This window comes from Streptomyces sp. P9-2 (genome assembly GCF_051903975.1).
GTDB classification, from domain to species: Bacteria; Actinomycetota; Actinomycetes; order Streptomycetales; family Streptomycetaceae; genus Streptomyces; species Streptomyces cellulosae.
The window spans coordinates 3,705,770-3,721,214 of record NZ_CP192633.1 but is presented as its reverse complement, the minus strand read 5'-3'; the positions used below and the strand labels follow the sequence as shown (position 1 = coordinate 3,721,214).

The following is a 15,445-nucleotide window of genomic DNA, read 5'->3' as shown; positions in this document are numbered from 1 at the left end:
CTCCGACGCGGCTCACGAACGTCCGACCGCGCCAGACTAACCGGTCGGTATGCCGGGAGGAAGGGGCGTTCCGCGCTCCGTCGGTCCGGCTCGTTCCCCGGGGCGGTCAGGCGCGCTAGCGTGCGTGGTCATGACATGTACCGCGATCACGGAGGTCACCGCATGAGGCTGTCCCGACGGAGCCTGCTCGCCACCACCACGGCCGCGGTCGCGGCCTCCGCCGCTCCGGCAGCGGCCGCCGCGGGGCCGGGTTCCGGGCACGGCGGCGGCCGCACGCTGCGCACCGGGTTCGACCGGCTCGCTGCGGACGGCTACGCGCTGCTCGACGGCCGCCGGGTGGGCGTGGTCACCAACCCGACCGGCATCACCCGCGACGTGCGGCACATCGTCGACGTCATGCACGGCGACGACAGAGTGAACCTGACAGCGGTGTTCGGCCCGGAGCACGGCTTCAGAGGCACGGCGCAGGCGGGCGGCTCGGAGGGCCGCTACGACGACCCGGCGACGGGCCTGCCCGTCTACGACACCTACCTGAAGAGCGGTCAGGCCCTCGCCGACATCTTCACGGCGTCCGGCGTGGACACGGTCGTCTTCGACATCCAGGACGCCGGCGCCCGCTTCTACACGTACATCTGGACCCTCTACGACTGCATGGAGGCGGCGCAGCTCGCCGGCCTGTCGTTCGTGGTCCTGGACCGCCCGAACCCGGTGACCGGGCGGGCGGCGCTGGGTCCGGTGCTGCACAAGGAGTTCGCCACCTTCGTCGGACGGAAGCCGATCTCGCAGGCGCACGGGATGACGGTGGCGGAGCTGGCGCTGCTGTTCAACGCGGAGTTCCTCGAGAGGCCCGTCGCCCTGGAGACGGTGAAGATGTCGGGCTGGAAGCGGTCGGACTTCTACGACGCGTCCGGGCTGCCGTGGGTGCCGCCGAGCCCGAACATGCCGACGCCGGAGACGGCGCTGGTGTACTCGGGGACATGTCTGTTCGAGGGTACGAACCTGTCGGAGGGGCGCGGCACGACCCGGCCGTTCGAGCTGCTGGGCGCGGAGGGCGTCGACGGGCGCTGGGCGGCCGCGGCGAACGAGCTGGAGCTGCCGGGCGTGCGGTTCCGTGAGGCGTACTTCGCGCCGACGTTCTCGAAGTTCCAGGGGAAGACCATCGGGGGCGTGCAACTGCATGTGCACGACCGGGAGCGGTTCGACCCGGTGCGGACCGGCATCGGCCTGCTGATCACGGCGAAGCGGTCCTGGGACGGCTTCGCCTGGCGCGCGGACAACTGGATCGACAAGCTGACCGGCTCCACCCAGGTGCGCACGATGATCGACGCGGGCGCGGACACCGACGAGGTGGTGGCGGGCTGGCAGAGCGAGCTCGCGGCGTTCCGCCGGAAGCGGCGGGAGCACCTGCTGTACCGGTGAACGAGGAAGCACCTGCTTCGGCGGTGAACCACGGCAGGTCGACGGGCCTCAGCCGACCTGGGCACGGAAACGGCGGCGGATCGCGGGACGGCGATCCGCCGCCGTCGTGTTCACGCCCCCTTTTCCGCCCCGCCCGCCCCCATGACCTGCGTTTTCACCGCCCCGCGCCGTGCGATGCGGGGTTTATCGGCCGCCGGACCGGTGATCGGTGTGCATATCGGCGGAGCGTTCAGGAACCCGTGGAAGCCGCGGGGAGTTCTCAGAGCGTCGGGAAAGGGCCGCTCCTCCGCCGGGAGGGACAGGAGGCCCGTTACCGCCGGTATCCCCGCGACGACGACAACTGAAGCGCGGGCCAGGGCAGTTGGCCCGGCGTTCCCGCGGCCGGCTGAGGGGGCCATCGGAAAAAGGATGGAGCCGAATCGCGTGCCGACACGTCTATTCGACGACGTCCGTTCGACGACGCCGAAGTGACCGGATTACAGGTGCAGGTGTGACGGAGGTGCAGGACGATGGCCGGTTTCCGGAGTCTGGCGAGACAGGTCCGAGATCCCCGGTGCGATCTGGCGCTGCGGCGCTACTCGCTGCGCAAGTGCCTGGAGCGGTTCGCCCCCTACGGGCACCGCGCGACCTGGGACCACTTGTGCTCGCGGGCCGGGTTCGATCCCGAGGACCGCTCCGTCGACCCGGCGCGGCTCGTGGCCGCACTGGACGAGCTGGAGGAGGCCCGGGCGGTCTGGCTGGCGTACGAGGTGGAGTTCGCCGAGCGCCGCAGGAAGGAGAAGCACGACGGTCTGCGCAGGCCGGGCACTGTGGACGACTGGCACCGGATGACCTGGGGAGGTTTCGGGGTCGCGTGGTGCGACGACCCCAAGGTGCACCCGAGGGAGCCCCTGGCGGAGGTGCTGCGGCGGCTGATCGCCGCGCTGGAGCGCGAGCCGGGTTCGTCCTGCCCCGTGTGCGGGGGTGAGCGGCTCGTCTGGCGCCACGACCTGGATCACGAGCCCTCGGCGGGCCCGGTGTGCACGGAGTGCGGCATCCTGGTCCCGCGTCCCGTGCTGACCCCGGCGGCCCTCGCGGAGTCCCGCCGCGCGAGGCTGCTGGTCTCCGCCTGACCCGGCGGAAGACGAGGGCGACAGGAACGGCAGGACCGACCAGAGCGGCGAGAGCCGTGAGCGACAGCCGACGACGGTGACGAGCGACGACCGGAGCAACGGGGGCACGGGGGTGCGCGCCAAGGACGCCGCACCCCCCGGAGCCCCTGGACGGTAGCAGGCGGTAAACCGGTCGTTCCACGGCTTTGTTCTCAGGACAGTGGGGGCCGATGAGACCCACCTGAGAACCCTGGGAGCCGTCCCGATGTCGACGCTGCGCGTCACCGCCGAGATCCTGACCGTCCATCCGCACCCGAACGCCGACGCCCTGGAGCTGGCCCAGGTGGGCCTGTACCGGGCCGTCGTCGCCAAGGGCGCCTACCGCACGGGCGACGCCGCCGTGTACATCCCCGAGCAGTCCGTGCTGCCGCCCGCCCTGATCGACGAGCTGGGCCTGACCGGCCGGCTGGCGGGCGGGAACCACGACCGGGTCAAGGCGGTCCGGCTGCGCGGCGAGCTGTCGCAGGGCATCGTGTGCCGCCCGAAGGCGCTCGCGGACGTCGACCTGGTGCGGGCCGCCGCGGACGGCACCGACTTCGCGGAGCTGCTCGGCGTCACCAAGTGGGTGCCGCCGGTCCCGCCGGCCATGGACGGCGAGGTGGAGTCCGCGCCGGCCCTGCTGCCCTGGGTCGACATCGAGAACCTCCAGCGCCACCCCGGCATCTTCTCCCCCGGCGAGCCCGTCGTGGTCACGGAGAAGCTGCACGGCACGGCCTGCCTGCTGACGTACTCCGTGGACGAGGACAGGGTCTACGTCTCCTCGAAGGGCTTCGGCGCGAAGTCCCTGGCACTCGGCGAGGACCCGCGCAACCTGTACTGGCGCGCGGTACGGGGTCACGGCGTCGCCGAGGCGGCCGCCGAGCTCGCGGCCCGGCTGGGCGCGCGGCGGGTCGGGATCTTCGGCGAGGTGTACGGCGCGGGCGTGCAGGACCTGTCGTACGGCGCGGACGGGCGGCGCGACACGCTCGGGTACGCCGTGTTCGACGTCTCGGCGGAGATCGACGGCCAGGTGCGCTGGCTGGACGCGGCGGAGCTCCTCGAGGGCCGCCTGCCGCTGGTGCCCCGCCTCTGGACCGGCCCGTACGACAGCGAGCGGGTGCTGGAGCTGGCGGGCGGCCGCGAGACGGTGTCCGGCAGGGAGCTGCACATCCGGGAGGGCGTGGTGATCCGTCCGGTGACCGAACGGCACAGCCCGGTGACGGGCGGGCGGGCCATCGCGAAGGCGGTGAGCCCGGCGTATCTGACCCGCAAGGGCGGCACGGAGTACGAGTGAGGCACGGGCGGGCGGCTCGGAGCCGCCCGCCCGCCGTCACTCGCCGGACTTCCTCCTGCTGCTCTCCGCCATGAGCCGGGAGCCGGTGAGGCGCTCGCCGAAGACGTCGTCGGGGTTGGAGAGCACGCAGCCCTCCAGGGAGAGACACCCGCAGCCGATGCAGTCGGTGAGGTGGTCGCGCAGCCGGTTCAGCTGGCGGATGCGCTCGTCGAGCTCGGAGCGCCACGCCTCGGAGAGCCGCGCCCAGTCGTCGCGGGTGGGTGTGCGCTCCTCGGGCAGCTCGGCGAGGGCCTCACGGATCGTGGCGAGGGGGATGCCGACGCGCTGGGCGGCGCGGATGAAGGCGACGCGGCGGAGGGTGTCACGGGTGTAGCGGCGCTGGTTGCCCGAGGTGCGCCGGCTGCGGATCAGCCCCTTGGACTCGTAGAAGTGCAGGGCCGACACGGCGGCCCCGCTGCGGGCGGAGAGCTGGCCGACCGTGAGCTCGTGGATCTTCTCTGGAATCCGGTGCACTCCTCGAAGCCTACCGACCTCGTCCGGCGGCCCGTCCGTTGACAGGGGCCGCACGGCCGACCATGCTAAGCAGTTGCTTAGGCATGCGCACGCGGATGCGCCTGCGACTACGTGACGCGAGAGGCCGGGACATGGCAGAGCCGAGGATCTTCACGTCCGTCGACGACCTGAAGGCGGCGGTGGGCGAGCAGTTGGGGTACACCGACTGGCTGGAGATCGACCAGAAGCGGATCGACCTGTTCGCCGAGGCCACCGGTGACCACCAGTGGATCCACGTGGACCCGGAGAAGGCCGCGGCGGGCCCGTTCGGCACGACGATCGCGCACGGCTATCTGACGCTGTCGCTGCTGCCCCTGTTCGGTCCGCAGCTGCTGACCGTCGAGGGCGTGAAGATGGGCGTCAACTACGGCACGAACAAGGTGCGGTTCCCGGCTCCCGTGCCGGTGGGCTCGCGGCTGCGCGCCACGGCGAAGATCAGTGCCGTGGACGAGGTGCCGGGCGGGGTTCAGGTGGCCACCGCCTTCACCGTGGAGCGCGAGGGCGGGGACAAGCCGGTGTGCGTGGCGGAGTCGGTGGCCCGGTACTACCTCTAGGCGGACCTGGCGTTCCTCGCGCCCACCATGCGGAGCACGAGGTCGGCGTAGAGCGCGCCGACCTCCTCCGGGGTGCGGGGGCCGTCGACGTTGAACCAGCGGGCCACGTCGATGCAGAGCGACAGCACGGCGAGGGTGGTGCCCGGCACGTCCGGGACGTCGAACTCGCCGGAGCGGACGCCGTCCTCGATGATGCCGCGCACCTCGGCGTCGACCTGGCGGCGCAGGCCGACGATCTCCGCGCGGGCGTCGGGGCCGAGCGAGTCGAGCTCGTACTGCACGACACGGGCGGTCGTACGGCCCCGCGCGTGCCAGCGGACGAAGGAGCTGACCGCGTCGGCGAGCCGCTCGGTCGCGGTGCCCTCGCCGCGGGACGCGGTGCGCAGGATGTCCAGCGCCTTCTCGTGTCCGATGCGGCTGATGCGGTGGAGCAGCTCTTCCTTGGTCTTGTAGTGGATGTAGAGCGCGGCCGGGCTCATGCCGGCGCGGCCCGCGATGTCGCGGGTCGTCGTGGCGTGGTAGCCGCGCTCCGCGAAAGCCTCCACGGCGGCGAGCAGCAGCCGCCGGGCCGCGTCGGGCGTGACCTCACCCCACGGCTGCGTGTCACCGCCGGCCGTCTCCTCCGCCGTACTCATCGCTCACCCCATTCGCTGGCAGGGTCGTCATCCTACCGGCAAGGGTGAGCGGGCGCTTAGCACGGGCGGGGGGGTGGGGAGTGTTTTCGCACCCCGGTGCGTGGGATGTGGCCGGTGCGGGTGCCGGCCGGGGGTGCCGGCGCACCTCGGCGCCGACGAGGTCCGCCGTGCCCACCCTCGCCCATCGCCCCAGCGACACGCATGTCCGCAGTTGACGGCAGCGGGCCGTGACGGAAGCGCCCTGAAGGGGCACGGGGAACTGCGCGACCAGCCACCGACCACCCGCACCCGGCACCGCAGAGGTGCCGCTGCGCCCACCCGTGCCGCCCTAGCGGCACGAATGCCCGCAGTTGACGGCAACAGGCCAGGGCGGAGGCGTCCTGAAGGGGCGCGGGGAACTGCGCGGTCAGCCACCGACCACCCGCACCCGGCACCGCACACGTGTCCCCTCAGAGCTTCTGGAGCGGATCGTAATCCGCCAGCATCTTCTCCAGGCGCGCCTGGTCGACCCTGTTGACGATCTGGCCCGCCTCCTGGCGGTCCCGGATCACCTTCGCCAGGGTGAACGCCGACGTCACCAGATAGAGAACCGCGATGCTCAGAAAGCCGCGGACCCAGGCGTCCGTCTCCAGGTTGTAGATGCCGACGGCGGTGGCCCCGAGGGCCAGGGCGAAGGACGCGACGGCCTGACCGTAGAAGGCCGCCGTGCTCTGCTGCTTGACCGGTGTCTCGCTCATGCCGACAAGAATCGGCGGATGCGGCCGCGCCCACATCCGCCCGCGTACTCAGGCGGTACTCAATCCTCACCGAGTCTCAGAACGCCGAAACCCCCGTCAACGCCCGCCCGATGACCAGCTTCTGTATCTGGCTGGTGCCTTCGTACAGCGTCATCACGCGCGCGTCGCGCAGCAGCTTGCCCGCCGGGTACTCGTCGATGTAGCCGTACCCGCCGTACACCTGCAGGGCGTTGTTCGCGGCCCGTACCGCCGCCTCCGAGGCGAACAGCTTCGCCTTGGAGGACTCCACGGCGAACGGCTTGCCCCGGTCGATCAGATCCGCGACCCGCCAGGTGAGCAGCCGGGCCGCGTCCACGTCGACGGCGATGTCGCTGATCAGCTCCTGGACCAGCTGGTGCCCCGCGATCGGCTTGCCGAACTGCTCCCGCTCGCCCGCGTAGGCCACCGCCGCGTCGAGCGCGGCCTGGGCGATCCCGACGCAGCCCGCCGCGACCGACATCCGCCCCTTCGCCAGGGCGGACATGGCGACCGAGAAGCCCTTGCCCTCCTCGCCCAGCATCGCGGACGCCGGCACCCGCACCCCGTCCAGCACCAGCTCGGCCGTGGCCTGCCCGCGCAGACCGAGCTTGCCGTGGACCGCGCGGCGCGTCAGACCGGGGGTGTCCGTGGGCACGAGGAACGCGGAGACCCCCTGGTGCCCGGGCGCGTCCGTGGACCGCGCGAACAGCAGCACCACGTCCGCCCACGTCCCGTTCGTGATGAACATCTTCGAGCCGTCGATCACATACTCGTCGCCGTCCCGCACCGCCCGCGTCGCGAGGTTCCCCGCGTCGGAGCCGGTGCCCGGCTCGGTCAGGCCGAAGCAGCCGACGTACGCGCCGGAGGTCAGCCCCGGCAGCCAGGTCCGCTTCTGCTCCTCGCTCCCCCAGGCGGCGATCGTCTTGGCGACCAGGCCGAGGGAGACGGAGACGATGCCGCGCACGGACGAGTCGCCGCGCCCCAGTTCCTCGGTGACCAGGCAGTACGCGAGATGGCCGCCGCCGGAGCCGCCGTACTCCTCGTCGATCGTCAGACCGAGGAAGCCGAGCTCGCCGAGCTTCTTCACGATGCCCCGGTCGACCTCCTCGGCGCGGTCCCAGGCGGCGGCGTACGGCGTGACCTCGCGCCGTACGAAGTCCCGGGCGAGCCGGCGAACCGCCTCCTGCTCGTCACTCAGCTCCAGGTTCATCCCGAGTCACCCCATGTGAATGTGAGACGCGCGTGATCGTGCGATCGCGTAACCGTGTACGGGTAAATTAGCACTGCTAGTTTAGGATCGCAGCCCTACTATGTGCGCCATGGCCCGACCGCGCAAGCCCTTGCTCAGCACCGACCGGATCGTGGAGGCGGCGCGTGCGCTGGTGGACGCGGAGGGGCTGGCGGCGGTCTCCACACGCCGCCTCGCCGCCGAGCTGGGGGTGAGCGGGCCGTCGCTCTACAACCACTTCCGCACCAAGGACGAGATCCTGGAGGCGGTGGCGGACTCGGTGAGCGCGCAGGTCGACCTGTCGATGTTCGAGGACGGCAGGGACTGGCGGACGGCGCTGCACGACTGGGCGGTGTCGTACCGCAACGCGCTGCGCGACCACCCCAACATCGTCCCGGTGCTGGCTCGCGGCCCCGGCCGGCGCCCGGCGGCGCTGCGGCTGGCCGACGCGGCCTACGGCGCGATGGTCGAGGCGGGCTGGCCGCCCGCGCAAGCCACGTCCATCGGCGCGCTGATGCGGTACTTCATCATGGGCTCGGCGCTCGGCTCGTTCGCCGGCGGCTTCGTGGACGACGCGAGCGCCTACGACCCCGCGGACTATCCGCACCTTGGTCAGGCTCATCTCCTCGCGGAACAGCAGGAGAAGATCGACGAGCGCGCCTTCGAGACGGGCCTGACGGCGCTGCTGGACGGGCTGGCCCTGCAGTACGAGCAGGTACGGCAGCACGCCTGACGGCGCCTGGCGCCGCACGCCAGGCAAGCCGGACGCGTCACCCTCCGTGCCATGCGGGGCTGCACCCAGCACCGTGCGGCCCGGCGGGGACCGCTCGCGCAGTTCCCCGCGCCCCTCGAAGGGCGACCCCGACGCCCCGCGCGCCGGATCGGCACCGGTCCTACGCCCGCGTCCCCGGACACTTCGGTGAGCGCCGAACCGTCCCTGCCGCATGCTGGAGGGCATGACCTCCAAGGACCCGAGGGCCGGCGCGCTGGCGCGGCTCGCCTCCCTGGCCGCCGACGAGACGCGGGCCGCGTGTCTGCTCGCGCTGCTGGACGGGCGGGCCTGGACGGCGGGTGAGCTGGCCCGGCACTGCGGGGTCGCCGCGTCCACGCTCAGCGAGCACCTGGGCAAGCTGGTCGGCGGCGGGCTGCTGGCCGAGGAGCGGCAGGGGCGGCACCGGTACGTGCGGATCGCGGACGCCCGGGTCGCCCAGCTCGTGGAGGACCTCACGGCGCACATCGCCCCGGACGCCGCCGAACCGCCGCGCGGGCTGCGGCAGTCGGGCGCGGACTCCGCGATGGCACGCGGTCGCACCTGCTACGACCATCTCGCCGGGCGGCTCGGGATCGCCGTCACCGACGCCCTCACCGCGCGCGGACTCCTGCTCCAGGACACCGGGTTCGCGCTGACCGACGCGGGGCTGGACTGGTTCGGCGCGCTCGGCGTGGACCTCGGCGGGCGGGGCCGGCGTCCGCTCGCGCGCGCCTGTCTGGACTGGACGGAACGCCGTCCCCACTTGGCCGGGGCGGCGGGCGCGGCCCTGTGCCGGCACCTGCTCGACCAGGGCTGGTGCGTACGGATCGGCTCCGGGCGCGCCGTGAAGGTGACCGGCGCCGGGGAGCGGGCGCTCACCGACCTGCTGGGGATCGACGCGGCGGCGCTGCGCTGAGGCGGCCGGGACATCCGGCCTGCGGTCAGTCCAGCGCGTGCGCCGGGCACGTCCGCACGATCTGGTCGGACAGTTCCGGCTCGACGTGCCGTACCGCCCGCGCCGGCACCATCGCGCCGACCATCCGGCTGAGCAGCAGCACCGCCCGCTCCCGCGCCTCCTCCGGGGTGACATCCCCTTCTCGCTCGAACTCGCCTCCGAAACCGGCGAGATGTCCCTCCACCCCGGCCGCGTACGACCGCTGCGCCGCCTCGGTGTGCCGGCGTCGATGACCAGGGAGGCGGAGGGGCAGCCACCGTCGGGGGCGTCGCGGTGTTCGGCGGAGAGGTTCCCGCGCGAGCAAGAACCGGCGGCGGGTGCCGCGTCATCGGGGCTGGTCGCGCAGTTCCCCGCGCGCCCCTGGGGGGTGCACCTGCACGCGGCCGGGGCACGCACCCCACGGGTGGCGGACGACCGCCGGAGCCGCCCCGGCGTCTCTGAGGGGTCAGAAGACCACCAGGGCTCGGCCTCCCTTGCCGGCGGTCATCGTGTCGAAGGCGGCCGGGATGCCGTCCAGGGTGATGCGGTCGGTGACCAGGGCGGTCAGGTCGAAGGCGCCGGAGCGGATGTGGGCGGCGAGGACCGGGAGGTCTCGAGCCGGGTCGGAGTTGCCGTAGACGCAGCCGGCGAGGGTGCGGCCCCAGTGGAAGATCTCCAGGGCGTTGAAGGTGACCTGCTCGTGCTTGCCGCCGATGCCGACGACCGTGGTGCGCCCGCCGCGGCGGGTGGACTCCCAGGCGGTGCGGATGGTGCTCGCACGGCCGACGCACTCCACCGCGACGTCGACGCCCTGCTTCCCGGTGAGGGCGCGGATCTGGCGGGCGGTGGTGTCGGAGGCGACGACGTACTCGGTGGCGCCGGCCGCGCGGGCCAACTCCTCCTTCTCCGGGGAGACGTCCACGGCGACGATCGTGGAGGCGCCCGCGATGCGGGCCGACTGGAGCGCGGCCAGGCCCACTCCCCCGACGCCGAAGACGGCGACCGTCTCACCGGCGCGGACGCGGGCGGAGTGGTGGACCGCGCCGTAGCCGGTGAGGACGGCGCAGCCCAGGAGGGCGGCGTCGGCGAGGGGGACGCCGTCCGGGGCGGGCAGCACGCAGGCGCCGGGCACCACGGTCTCCTCTGCGAACGCGGCCACGTTCAGACCCGGGTGCAGGGCGGTGCCGTCGTCGGCGCGGTGGGCGTGCACGCGCGCGGCGCCGTCGAGGGCGTGCGCGCACAGCCACACCTCGCCGCGCCCGCAGGCGGGGCAGGCGCCGCAGGAGGGCGCCCAGTTGAGGACGACGTCGTCGCCGGGCGCGACATGGGTGACGTCCTCGCCGACGGCGACGACGGTGCCGGCGCCCTCGTGACCGAGAATCGCCGGGACGGGCACGCGCATGGTTCCGTCGGACAGGGACAGGTCGGAGTGGCACACCCCGGTGGCGGCGAGGCGGACGCGCACCTCGCCGGGTCCGGGGTCGGGCAGGTCGACGCCGGTGATCTCCAGCGGGGCGCCGACGGCGGGCAGAACGGCGGCTCGTACGGCCATGAGGGTTTCGACTCCCCTAGAACTGGAGGGACTTGGTCTGGAGGTACTCGGCCAGGCCGTGGACGCCGAGTTCGCGGCCCACGCCCGACTGCTTGTAACCGCCGAACGGGGCCAGCGGGTTGAACCGGCCGCCGTTGATGTCGACCTGGCCGGTGTCCATGCGGCGGGCGAAGGCGACGGCCTCCGCCTCGTCACCGGCCCAGACGGCTCCGGCGAGGCCGTAGACGGTGCCGTTGGCGATGCGGAGGGCGTCCTCCTCGTCCTCGTAGCGCAGGACGCACAGCACGGGGCCGAAGATCTCCTCCTGCGCGACGGTCATCTCCGGGGTGACGTCGGCGAGGACGGTGGGGCTGACGTACCAGCCCTGGGGGCGCGGGGCCTCGGGGCCGCCCGCGACGAGGCGGGCGCCCTCGGCGACGCCCTTCTCGATGTAGCCGCGCACGCGGTCCCGCTGGCGGGCGCTGACGAGGGGGCCGATGCGGTCGCCGTACTTGGCGGCGGCGGCCGCGGCCAGCTCCACGGCCTCGTCGTACCGGTCGCGGTGGACCAGCATGCGGGTCCAGGCGCTGCACGTCTGGCCGGAGTTGGACATCACGTTGGCGACGCCGACGTTGACGGCGCGGGCCAGGTCGGCGCTGGGCAGGATGACGTTGGCGGACTTGCCGCCGAGTTCCAGGGCGACCCGCTTCACCATGCCGGCGGCGATCGCGCCGATCCTGCGGCCGACGGCGGTGGAGCCGGTGAAGGACAGCAGGTCGACGTCGGGGTGTTCGGCGAGCGCCTGCCCGGCCACCGGGCCGAGGCCGGTGACCAGGTTGAACACGCCCGCCGGTACGCCCGCTTCGTGCACGCACTCGGCGAAGATCCGGGCGACCAGCGGGGTGTTCTCGGCGGGCTTCACCACGATGGCGCAGCCGGCGGCGAGGGCGGGGGCGGCCTTGGCGACGATCTGGTGCAGCGGGTAGTTCCACGGGGTGATCGCGCCGACCACGCCGACCGGCTCGTGGAACACGGTGGAGTTGCCGATCTTCTCCTCGAACTCGTACGTCGCGGCCAGCTCGGCGTACGAGCCGGCCACCGCGACCGGCACGCCCGCGTGGACGGTCTGGGAGAGCTTCTCGGGGGCGCCGAGTTCGGCGGTGACCGTGGCGGCGATCTCGTCCCGGCGCGCGAGCAGCTGGTCCCGCAGCGCGGTGAGGCGGGCCGCGCGCTCGGCGGGCGGGGTGGCCGCCCAGGCCGGGAGGGCGGCGCGGGCGGCGCGCACGGCGGCGTCGACGTCCTCCACGGTGCCCGCGGGGACGGTGGCGATCACCTGCTCGTCCGCCGGGCCGACGACCTCGATCACGTCCCGCCCGGCGGCGGGGCGCCAGGCGCCGTCGATGTACATGCCGTCGTATGCCTTCATCGCGGTTCCTCCGGAGCGGGGGCGTCCTGTCCGGCTTCCAAACTAGCGATGTTAGTTTTTCCGCGCCAGGGGTTCGGCCGCGTGCCGCCGCTCACTCCTCCAGGTCGGGCAGCCGCTCCGGGCTGGGGCAGATCCGCCGGCCGTGCTGGTCGAAGACGAAGAGGTGGGCGAGGTCGACCAGGAGCGGCACCTGCATGCCGTGCCGGAGGCGGATGTCGGGCGTGGTGCGGACGATGAGGTCGCCGGGGAGCCGGGGCTCGGCGGAGGCGGGGGCGGACGACACGACGGTGGGGTCCGGCCGGCCGGGGCCGTCCAGCGTGGCCACGGCGCCCGGGCGCTCGGCGCCCGTACGCTCGGCCCCCGCGCGGAGGGCGCCGGCGCGTTCCCGGAGGCGTTCCAGCACGGTGCCGCCCTCGCGGCGGCGGCGCCGGACGCCCGGGCGGGCGGGGGCCGGGCGCGGGGCCTCCAGCTCGGGGACGACGGCGGGGCGGGAGCCGGTGTTGAAGTGCACCAGCACCTCGTGGCCCTGGAACTCCAGGTGTTCCACCAGACCGGTGAGGGGCATCTCGCCGGGGCGCGCGGCGGACGGCTTGGCGATCCGCACGGCCTCGGAGCGCAGGCCCACGATGACCTCGCGGCCTTGCTGCACGCGGAGCAACTGGTGGTCCAGGGACAGAGGTTCGGGCAGCCGCAGGAACTGCTTGCCGAGGCTGATGGTCATCGCGCCGTCCAGCGGGGCGCGGACCAGGCCGCAGAGCAGGTTGATGCGCGGGGTGCCGATGAACGCGGCGACGAAGACGTTCTCGGGCAGCGAGTACACCGCGCGGGGCGTGCCGACCTGCTGGAGGACGCCGCCGCGCAGCACGGCGACCCGGTCGCCGAGCGACATCGCCTCCGACTGGTCGTGGGTGACGTAGACGGTGGTGACGCCCAGCTTCCGGGTGAGCAGGGAGATTTCGGCGCGGACGTGGTTGCGGAGCTTGGCGTCGAGGTTGGACAGCGGCTCGTCCATCAGGAACGCGGAGGGGCGGCGGGCGATGGCCCGGCCCATCGCGACGCGCTGGCGCTCACCGCCGGAGAGCTGGGCGGGGAAACGGTCGAGGAGGTCCTCGATGCCCAGCATCCGGGCGGTGGCGTCCACCTTGGGCGACGGGTCGTCGCCGGGGGCCTCGATACGGAGCGGGAAGCCGATGTTGTCCCGGCTGGTCATGCTCGGGTACAGCGCGAAATTCTGGAACACCATCGCCATGTCCCGCTCGGACGGCGGGAGTTCGTTGGCGTACTCGCCGTCGAGGAACAGGCTGCCCTCGTCGATCTCCTCCAGGCCCGCGATCATCCGCAGCACGGTGGACTTGCCGCAGCCCGACGGGCCGAGCAGGACGAGGAACTCGCCGGGGGTGATGGCCAGCGACATCCGGTCGACCACGCGAGCACCTCGCGTGTAGGACTTGCTCACGTCGTGCAGGGTGATGGCGCGTGTCATGAAAGTGCCCCCGGGGGCTCATCAGGGCGCTGCGGCTCCGCGGTCGGACGCCTCGTGCGGGTCGTACGGGGCGTGTGAGTCACGGAAGCTAACGGAAAGTAGGCGGCCAGGGAAGACAACGGACGCGATCGGGGGCGTTCCGTCCGCCTGGTGAGAAACCGGAAGGAAGCATTCGGCGCGGAGGGTCGCGTGCGGGCGCTTCCGGGCCCTCGGCCCGGGGTCGTGCCCTGGGGTCAGGACGAGCCGCCGTCGTCGGGGTTCGAGCCGCTGCGGGTGCCCGAGCGGCCGGGGCGGAGGAGAACGCTCGCCGCACGGCCGGCGGCCACGGTCGCCTTCGCCACCGCATGGGTCCAGCGGGGGCCGCCGCGCGCGGCCCAGAAGACGCAGGCGTAGCCGGCGAGGACGAGAAGCAGGACGGCGATCAGGACGGTCAGGATCATGCGGGCCCCCTCGGTACGCGGGACCTGTCAGGGCCCGGTTGCAACGGGGTCATCCTGCCAGGGTCACCGCGGCCTACGCGCCTCGCACCGGCGCTTCTCGTACGAGGCGGGCGCGTCCCCCGCCGCCCCCTCCGGCGCCGGCCCCGCCGGTGTCCGTACCGCCACCCCCGCCGACGCCAGCAGCAACGCGCCCAGCATCACGAACGGGGCCGCCACGCCCGCCACTCCGGCGATCAGGCCCGCCGTCGCGGGGGCCGCGACCTGGCCCAGGCGGTTGCCCGTCAGGCGGAGGGCCAGGGCGGTGGAGCGGGCGGCAGCGGGGGCCGCTTGGACGACCGTCGTCATGGAGAGTGGCTGGCCCACGCCCAGGCAGAAGCCGAGGGCGGCGAGGACGAGCGCCAGGACCGGCACCGGCAGCGGCAGCGCGACCGCCGCGCACAGCAGTGCCCCCAGCAGGCACGTCACCGTGAGCAGGGCCCGGCGGCCGAGGAGCCGCAGCAAGGGCGTGAGAACCAGCCGGCAGGCGATCGTCGCCGCCGCGCGCAGGCTGAGCAGCAGGCCGACCACGGCCGGGTCGATCCCCCGGTGCTCGCCGACCACCGGCAGGTACGCCGTGAGGATGTCGGTCGCCGACAGCACCGCCACGCTGATCAGCATTCCCCGCCGGCACCCCCCGCGCCCGCAGGATGATCCCTACCGGCACCCGGTCGCCGCGCGCCGTACCGGGTTTCACCGCCCCCGGTTTCTCGATGCGCCACAGCGAGGTGAGCGCGACCGCCCCGCCCGCGCCCGCCGCGAGCAGCGCGACCGCGCTGGTCCGGGCCATGTCCGCGCCGATCAGCGCGCCCGCCGCGATGGGCCCGGCGAGCTGCCCCAGCGAGGCGCCGATGGTGAAGTGCCCGAAGTTGCGGTCCTGTTCGTGCGGCGCGGACTGGCGGGCGACGAGCGACTGCGCGCCGATCACGAAGCACAGGTGCCCGAGACCCATCACCCCGCTCCACAGCGCCATGGTCCACAGCGACCCGGCGACACCGCTGAGCGCGCAGCCCGCGGAGATCAGCACGACGCCCGTCGGCAGCAGCGGGGCGCAGCGGCCGTGGTCGGTGCGCCGCCCGAGCGGGACGGCGACGAACAGCGGCAGCAGCGCGTAGACGCCCGCGATGACGCCGACCGCCCGCTCGTCCGCGCCGAGGGCCAGCGCCCGGTAGGAGACTGCGGGCCTGGCCATCGACACGGCCGCCTGCGCGAAGCCGAAGGCGATGACGAGCCGGAGCAGCCAACTGCGGTTCCCGCCGGGCGTCATGACACATTCC

Annotated in this window: 15 protein-coding genes and 1 pseudogene; 6 read left to right on the top strand and 10 right to left on the bottom strand. The window is 73.3% G+C overall.

All coding sequences use genetic code 11. The annotated features are described in order from the left end of the window. Positions 1-162: 162 nt before the first annotated feature. The 3 genes from ACQY0Z_RS17010 to ACQY0Z_RS17000 all read left to right on the top strand — a co-directional run bounded on the left by ACQY0Z_RS17010 (position 163) and on the right by ACQY0Z_RS17000 (position 3,843). Positions 163-1,419, top strand: a complete 1,257-nt coding sequence (locus tag ACQY0Z_RS17010) for an exo-beta-N-acetylmuramidase NamZ family protein (RefSeq protein WP_347225944.1) — start codon at positions 163-165, stop codon at positions 1,417-1,419. A 509-nt stretch (positions 1,420-1,928) separates the two neighbouring features. After that, a complete protein-coding gene (locus tag ACQY0Z_RS17005) occupies positions 1,929-2,531 on the top strand; it encodes a hypothetical protein (protein ID WP_189902558.1) in 603 nt (200 codons plus the stop codon). Positions 2,532-2,775: 244 nt separating this feature from the next. Further along, positions 2,776-3,843, top strand: a complete 1,068-nt coding sequence (locus tag ACQY0Z_RS17000) for an RNA ligase (ATP) (RefSeq protein WP_439812485.1) — start codon at positions 2,776-2,778, stop codon at positions 3,841-3,843. Between the two features lie 36 nt (positions 3,844-3,879). Here ACQY0Z_RS17000 and soxR read toward each other — a convergent pair whose 3' ends face one another. Continuing rightward, on the bottom strand, positions 3,880-4,356 hold the full coding sequence (gene soxR / locus ACQY0Z_RS16995; RefSeq protein ID WP_189902554.1) for a redox-sensitive transcriptional activator SoxR: 477 nt from the start codon (positions 4,354-4,356) through the stop codon (positions 3,880-3,882). A gap of 131 nt (positions 4,357-4,487) precedes the next feature. On the opposite strand from soxR, the gene ACQY0Z_RS16990 reads away from it, so the two are divergent. Next, positions 4,488-4,949: a MaoC/PaaZ C-terminal domain-containing protein gene (locus ACQY0Z_RS16990; RefSeq protein WP_189902552.1), complete on the top strand. Its 462-nt coding sequence runs from the start codon at positions 4,488-4,490 to the stop codon at positions 4,947-4,949. On the opposite strand, the gene ACQY0Z_RS16985 is transcribed toward ACQY0Z_RS16990, so the two are convergent. The 3 genes from ACQY0Z_RS16985 to ACQY0Z_RS16975 form a co-directional block, all read right to left on the bottom strand. After that, positions 4,946-5,584 carry a TetR/AcrR family transcriptional regulator gene (locus ACQY0Z_RS16985; protein ID WP_381730435.1) on the bottom strand — a complete coding sequence of 213 codons (639 nt, stop codon included), beginning with the start codon at positions 5,582-5,584 and terminating at the stop codon, positions 4,946-4,948. The two genes, ACQY0Z_RS16990 and ACQY0Z_RS16985, sit on opposite strands and share 4 nt — an antisense overlap. Before the next feature lie 449 nt (positions 5,585-6,033). Further along, on the bottom strand, positions 6,034-6,321 hold the full coding sequence (locus tag ACQY0Z_RS16980; protein WP_048459099.1) for a YiaA/YiaB family inner membrane protein: 288 nt from the start codon (positions 6,319-6,321) through the stop codon (positions 6,034-6,036). A 76-nt stretch (positions 6,322-6,397) separates the two neighbouring features. Next, positions 6,398-7,549, bottom strand: coding sequence for an acyl-CoA dehydrogenase family protein (locus ACQY0Z_RS16975; protein ID WP_439812484.1), 1,152 nt, complete (start codon positions 7,547-7,549; stop codon positions 6,398-6,400). Between the two features lie 109 nt (positions 7,550-7,658). Between ACQY0Z_RS16975 and ACQY0Z_RS16970 the strand changes: the two genes are divergently transcribed. Together ACQY0Z_RS16970 and ACQY0Z_RS16965 are read left to right on the top strand one after the other, a co-directional pair. Next, positions 7,659-8,300: a TetR family transcriptional regulator gene (locus ACQY0Z_RS16970; protein WP_189902547.1), complete on the top strand. Its 642-nt coding sequence runs from the start codon at positions 7,659-7,661 to the stop codon at positions 8,298-8,300. A 223-nt stretch (positions 8,301-8,523) separates the two neighbouring features. Then, the gene (locus ACQY0Z_RS16965; protein WP_254588251.1) at positions 8,524-9,234 is read left to right on the top strand and encodes an ArsR/SmtB family transcription factor; all 711 of its coding nucleotides are present in this window, start codon (positions 8,524-8,526) and stop codon (positions 9,232-9,234) included. Positions 9,235-9,259: 25 nt separating this feature from the next. On the opposite strand, the gene ACQY0Z_RS16960 is transcribed toward ACQY0Z_RS16965, so the two are convergent. From ACQY0Z_RS16960 to ACQY0Z_RS16935, 6 genes and pseudogenes are all read right to left on the bottom strand, one after another. Then, positions 9,260-9,457: a hypothetical protein gene (locus ACQY0Z_RS16960; protein ID WP_439812483.1), complete on the bottom strand. Its 198-nt coding sequence runs from the start codon at positions 9,455-9,457 to the stop codon at positions 9,260-9,262. 261 nt (positions 9,458-9,718) lie between these two features. Then, positions 9,719-10,804, bottom strand: coding sequence for a Zn-dependent alcohol dehydrogenase (locus tag ACQY0Z_RS16955; protein ID WP_254588249.1), 1,086 nt, complete (start codon positions 10,802-10,804; stop codon positions 9,719-9,721). A gap of 16 nt (positions 10,805-10,820) precedes the next feature. Further along, positions 10,821-12,209: an aldehyde dehydrogenase family protein gene (locus ACQY0Z_RS16950; protein WP_189902541.1), complete on the bottom strand. Its 1,389-nt coding sequence runs from the start codon at positions 12,207-12,209 to the stop codon at positions 10,821-10,823. 91 nt (positions 12,210-12,300) lie between these two features. Beyond that, complete coding sequence (locus ACQY0Z_RS16945; protein ID WP_439812482.1) at positions 12,301-13,692, bottom strand: ABC transporter ATP-binding protein; 1,392 nt, start codon at positions 13,690-13,692, stop codon at positions 12,301-12,303. A gap of 233 nt (positions 13,693-13,925) precedes the next feature. Next, positions 13,926-14,132, bottom strand: coding sequence for a hypothetical protein (locus ACQY0Z_RS16940; protein WP_189902537.1), 207 nt, complete (start codon positions 14,130-14,132; stop codon positions 13,926-13,928). A 63-nt stretch (positions 14,133-14,195) separates the two neighbouring features. Continuing rightward, positions 14,196-15,435 (bottom strand): annotated as a pseudogene (locus ACQY0Z_RS16935) (MFS transporter). Between the last annotated feature and the right edge of the window lie 10 nt (positions 15,436-15,445).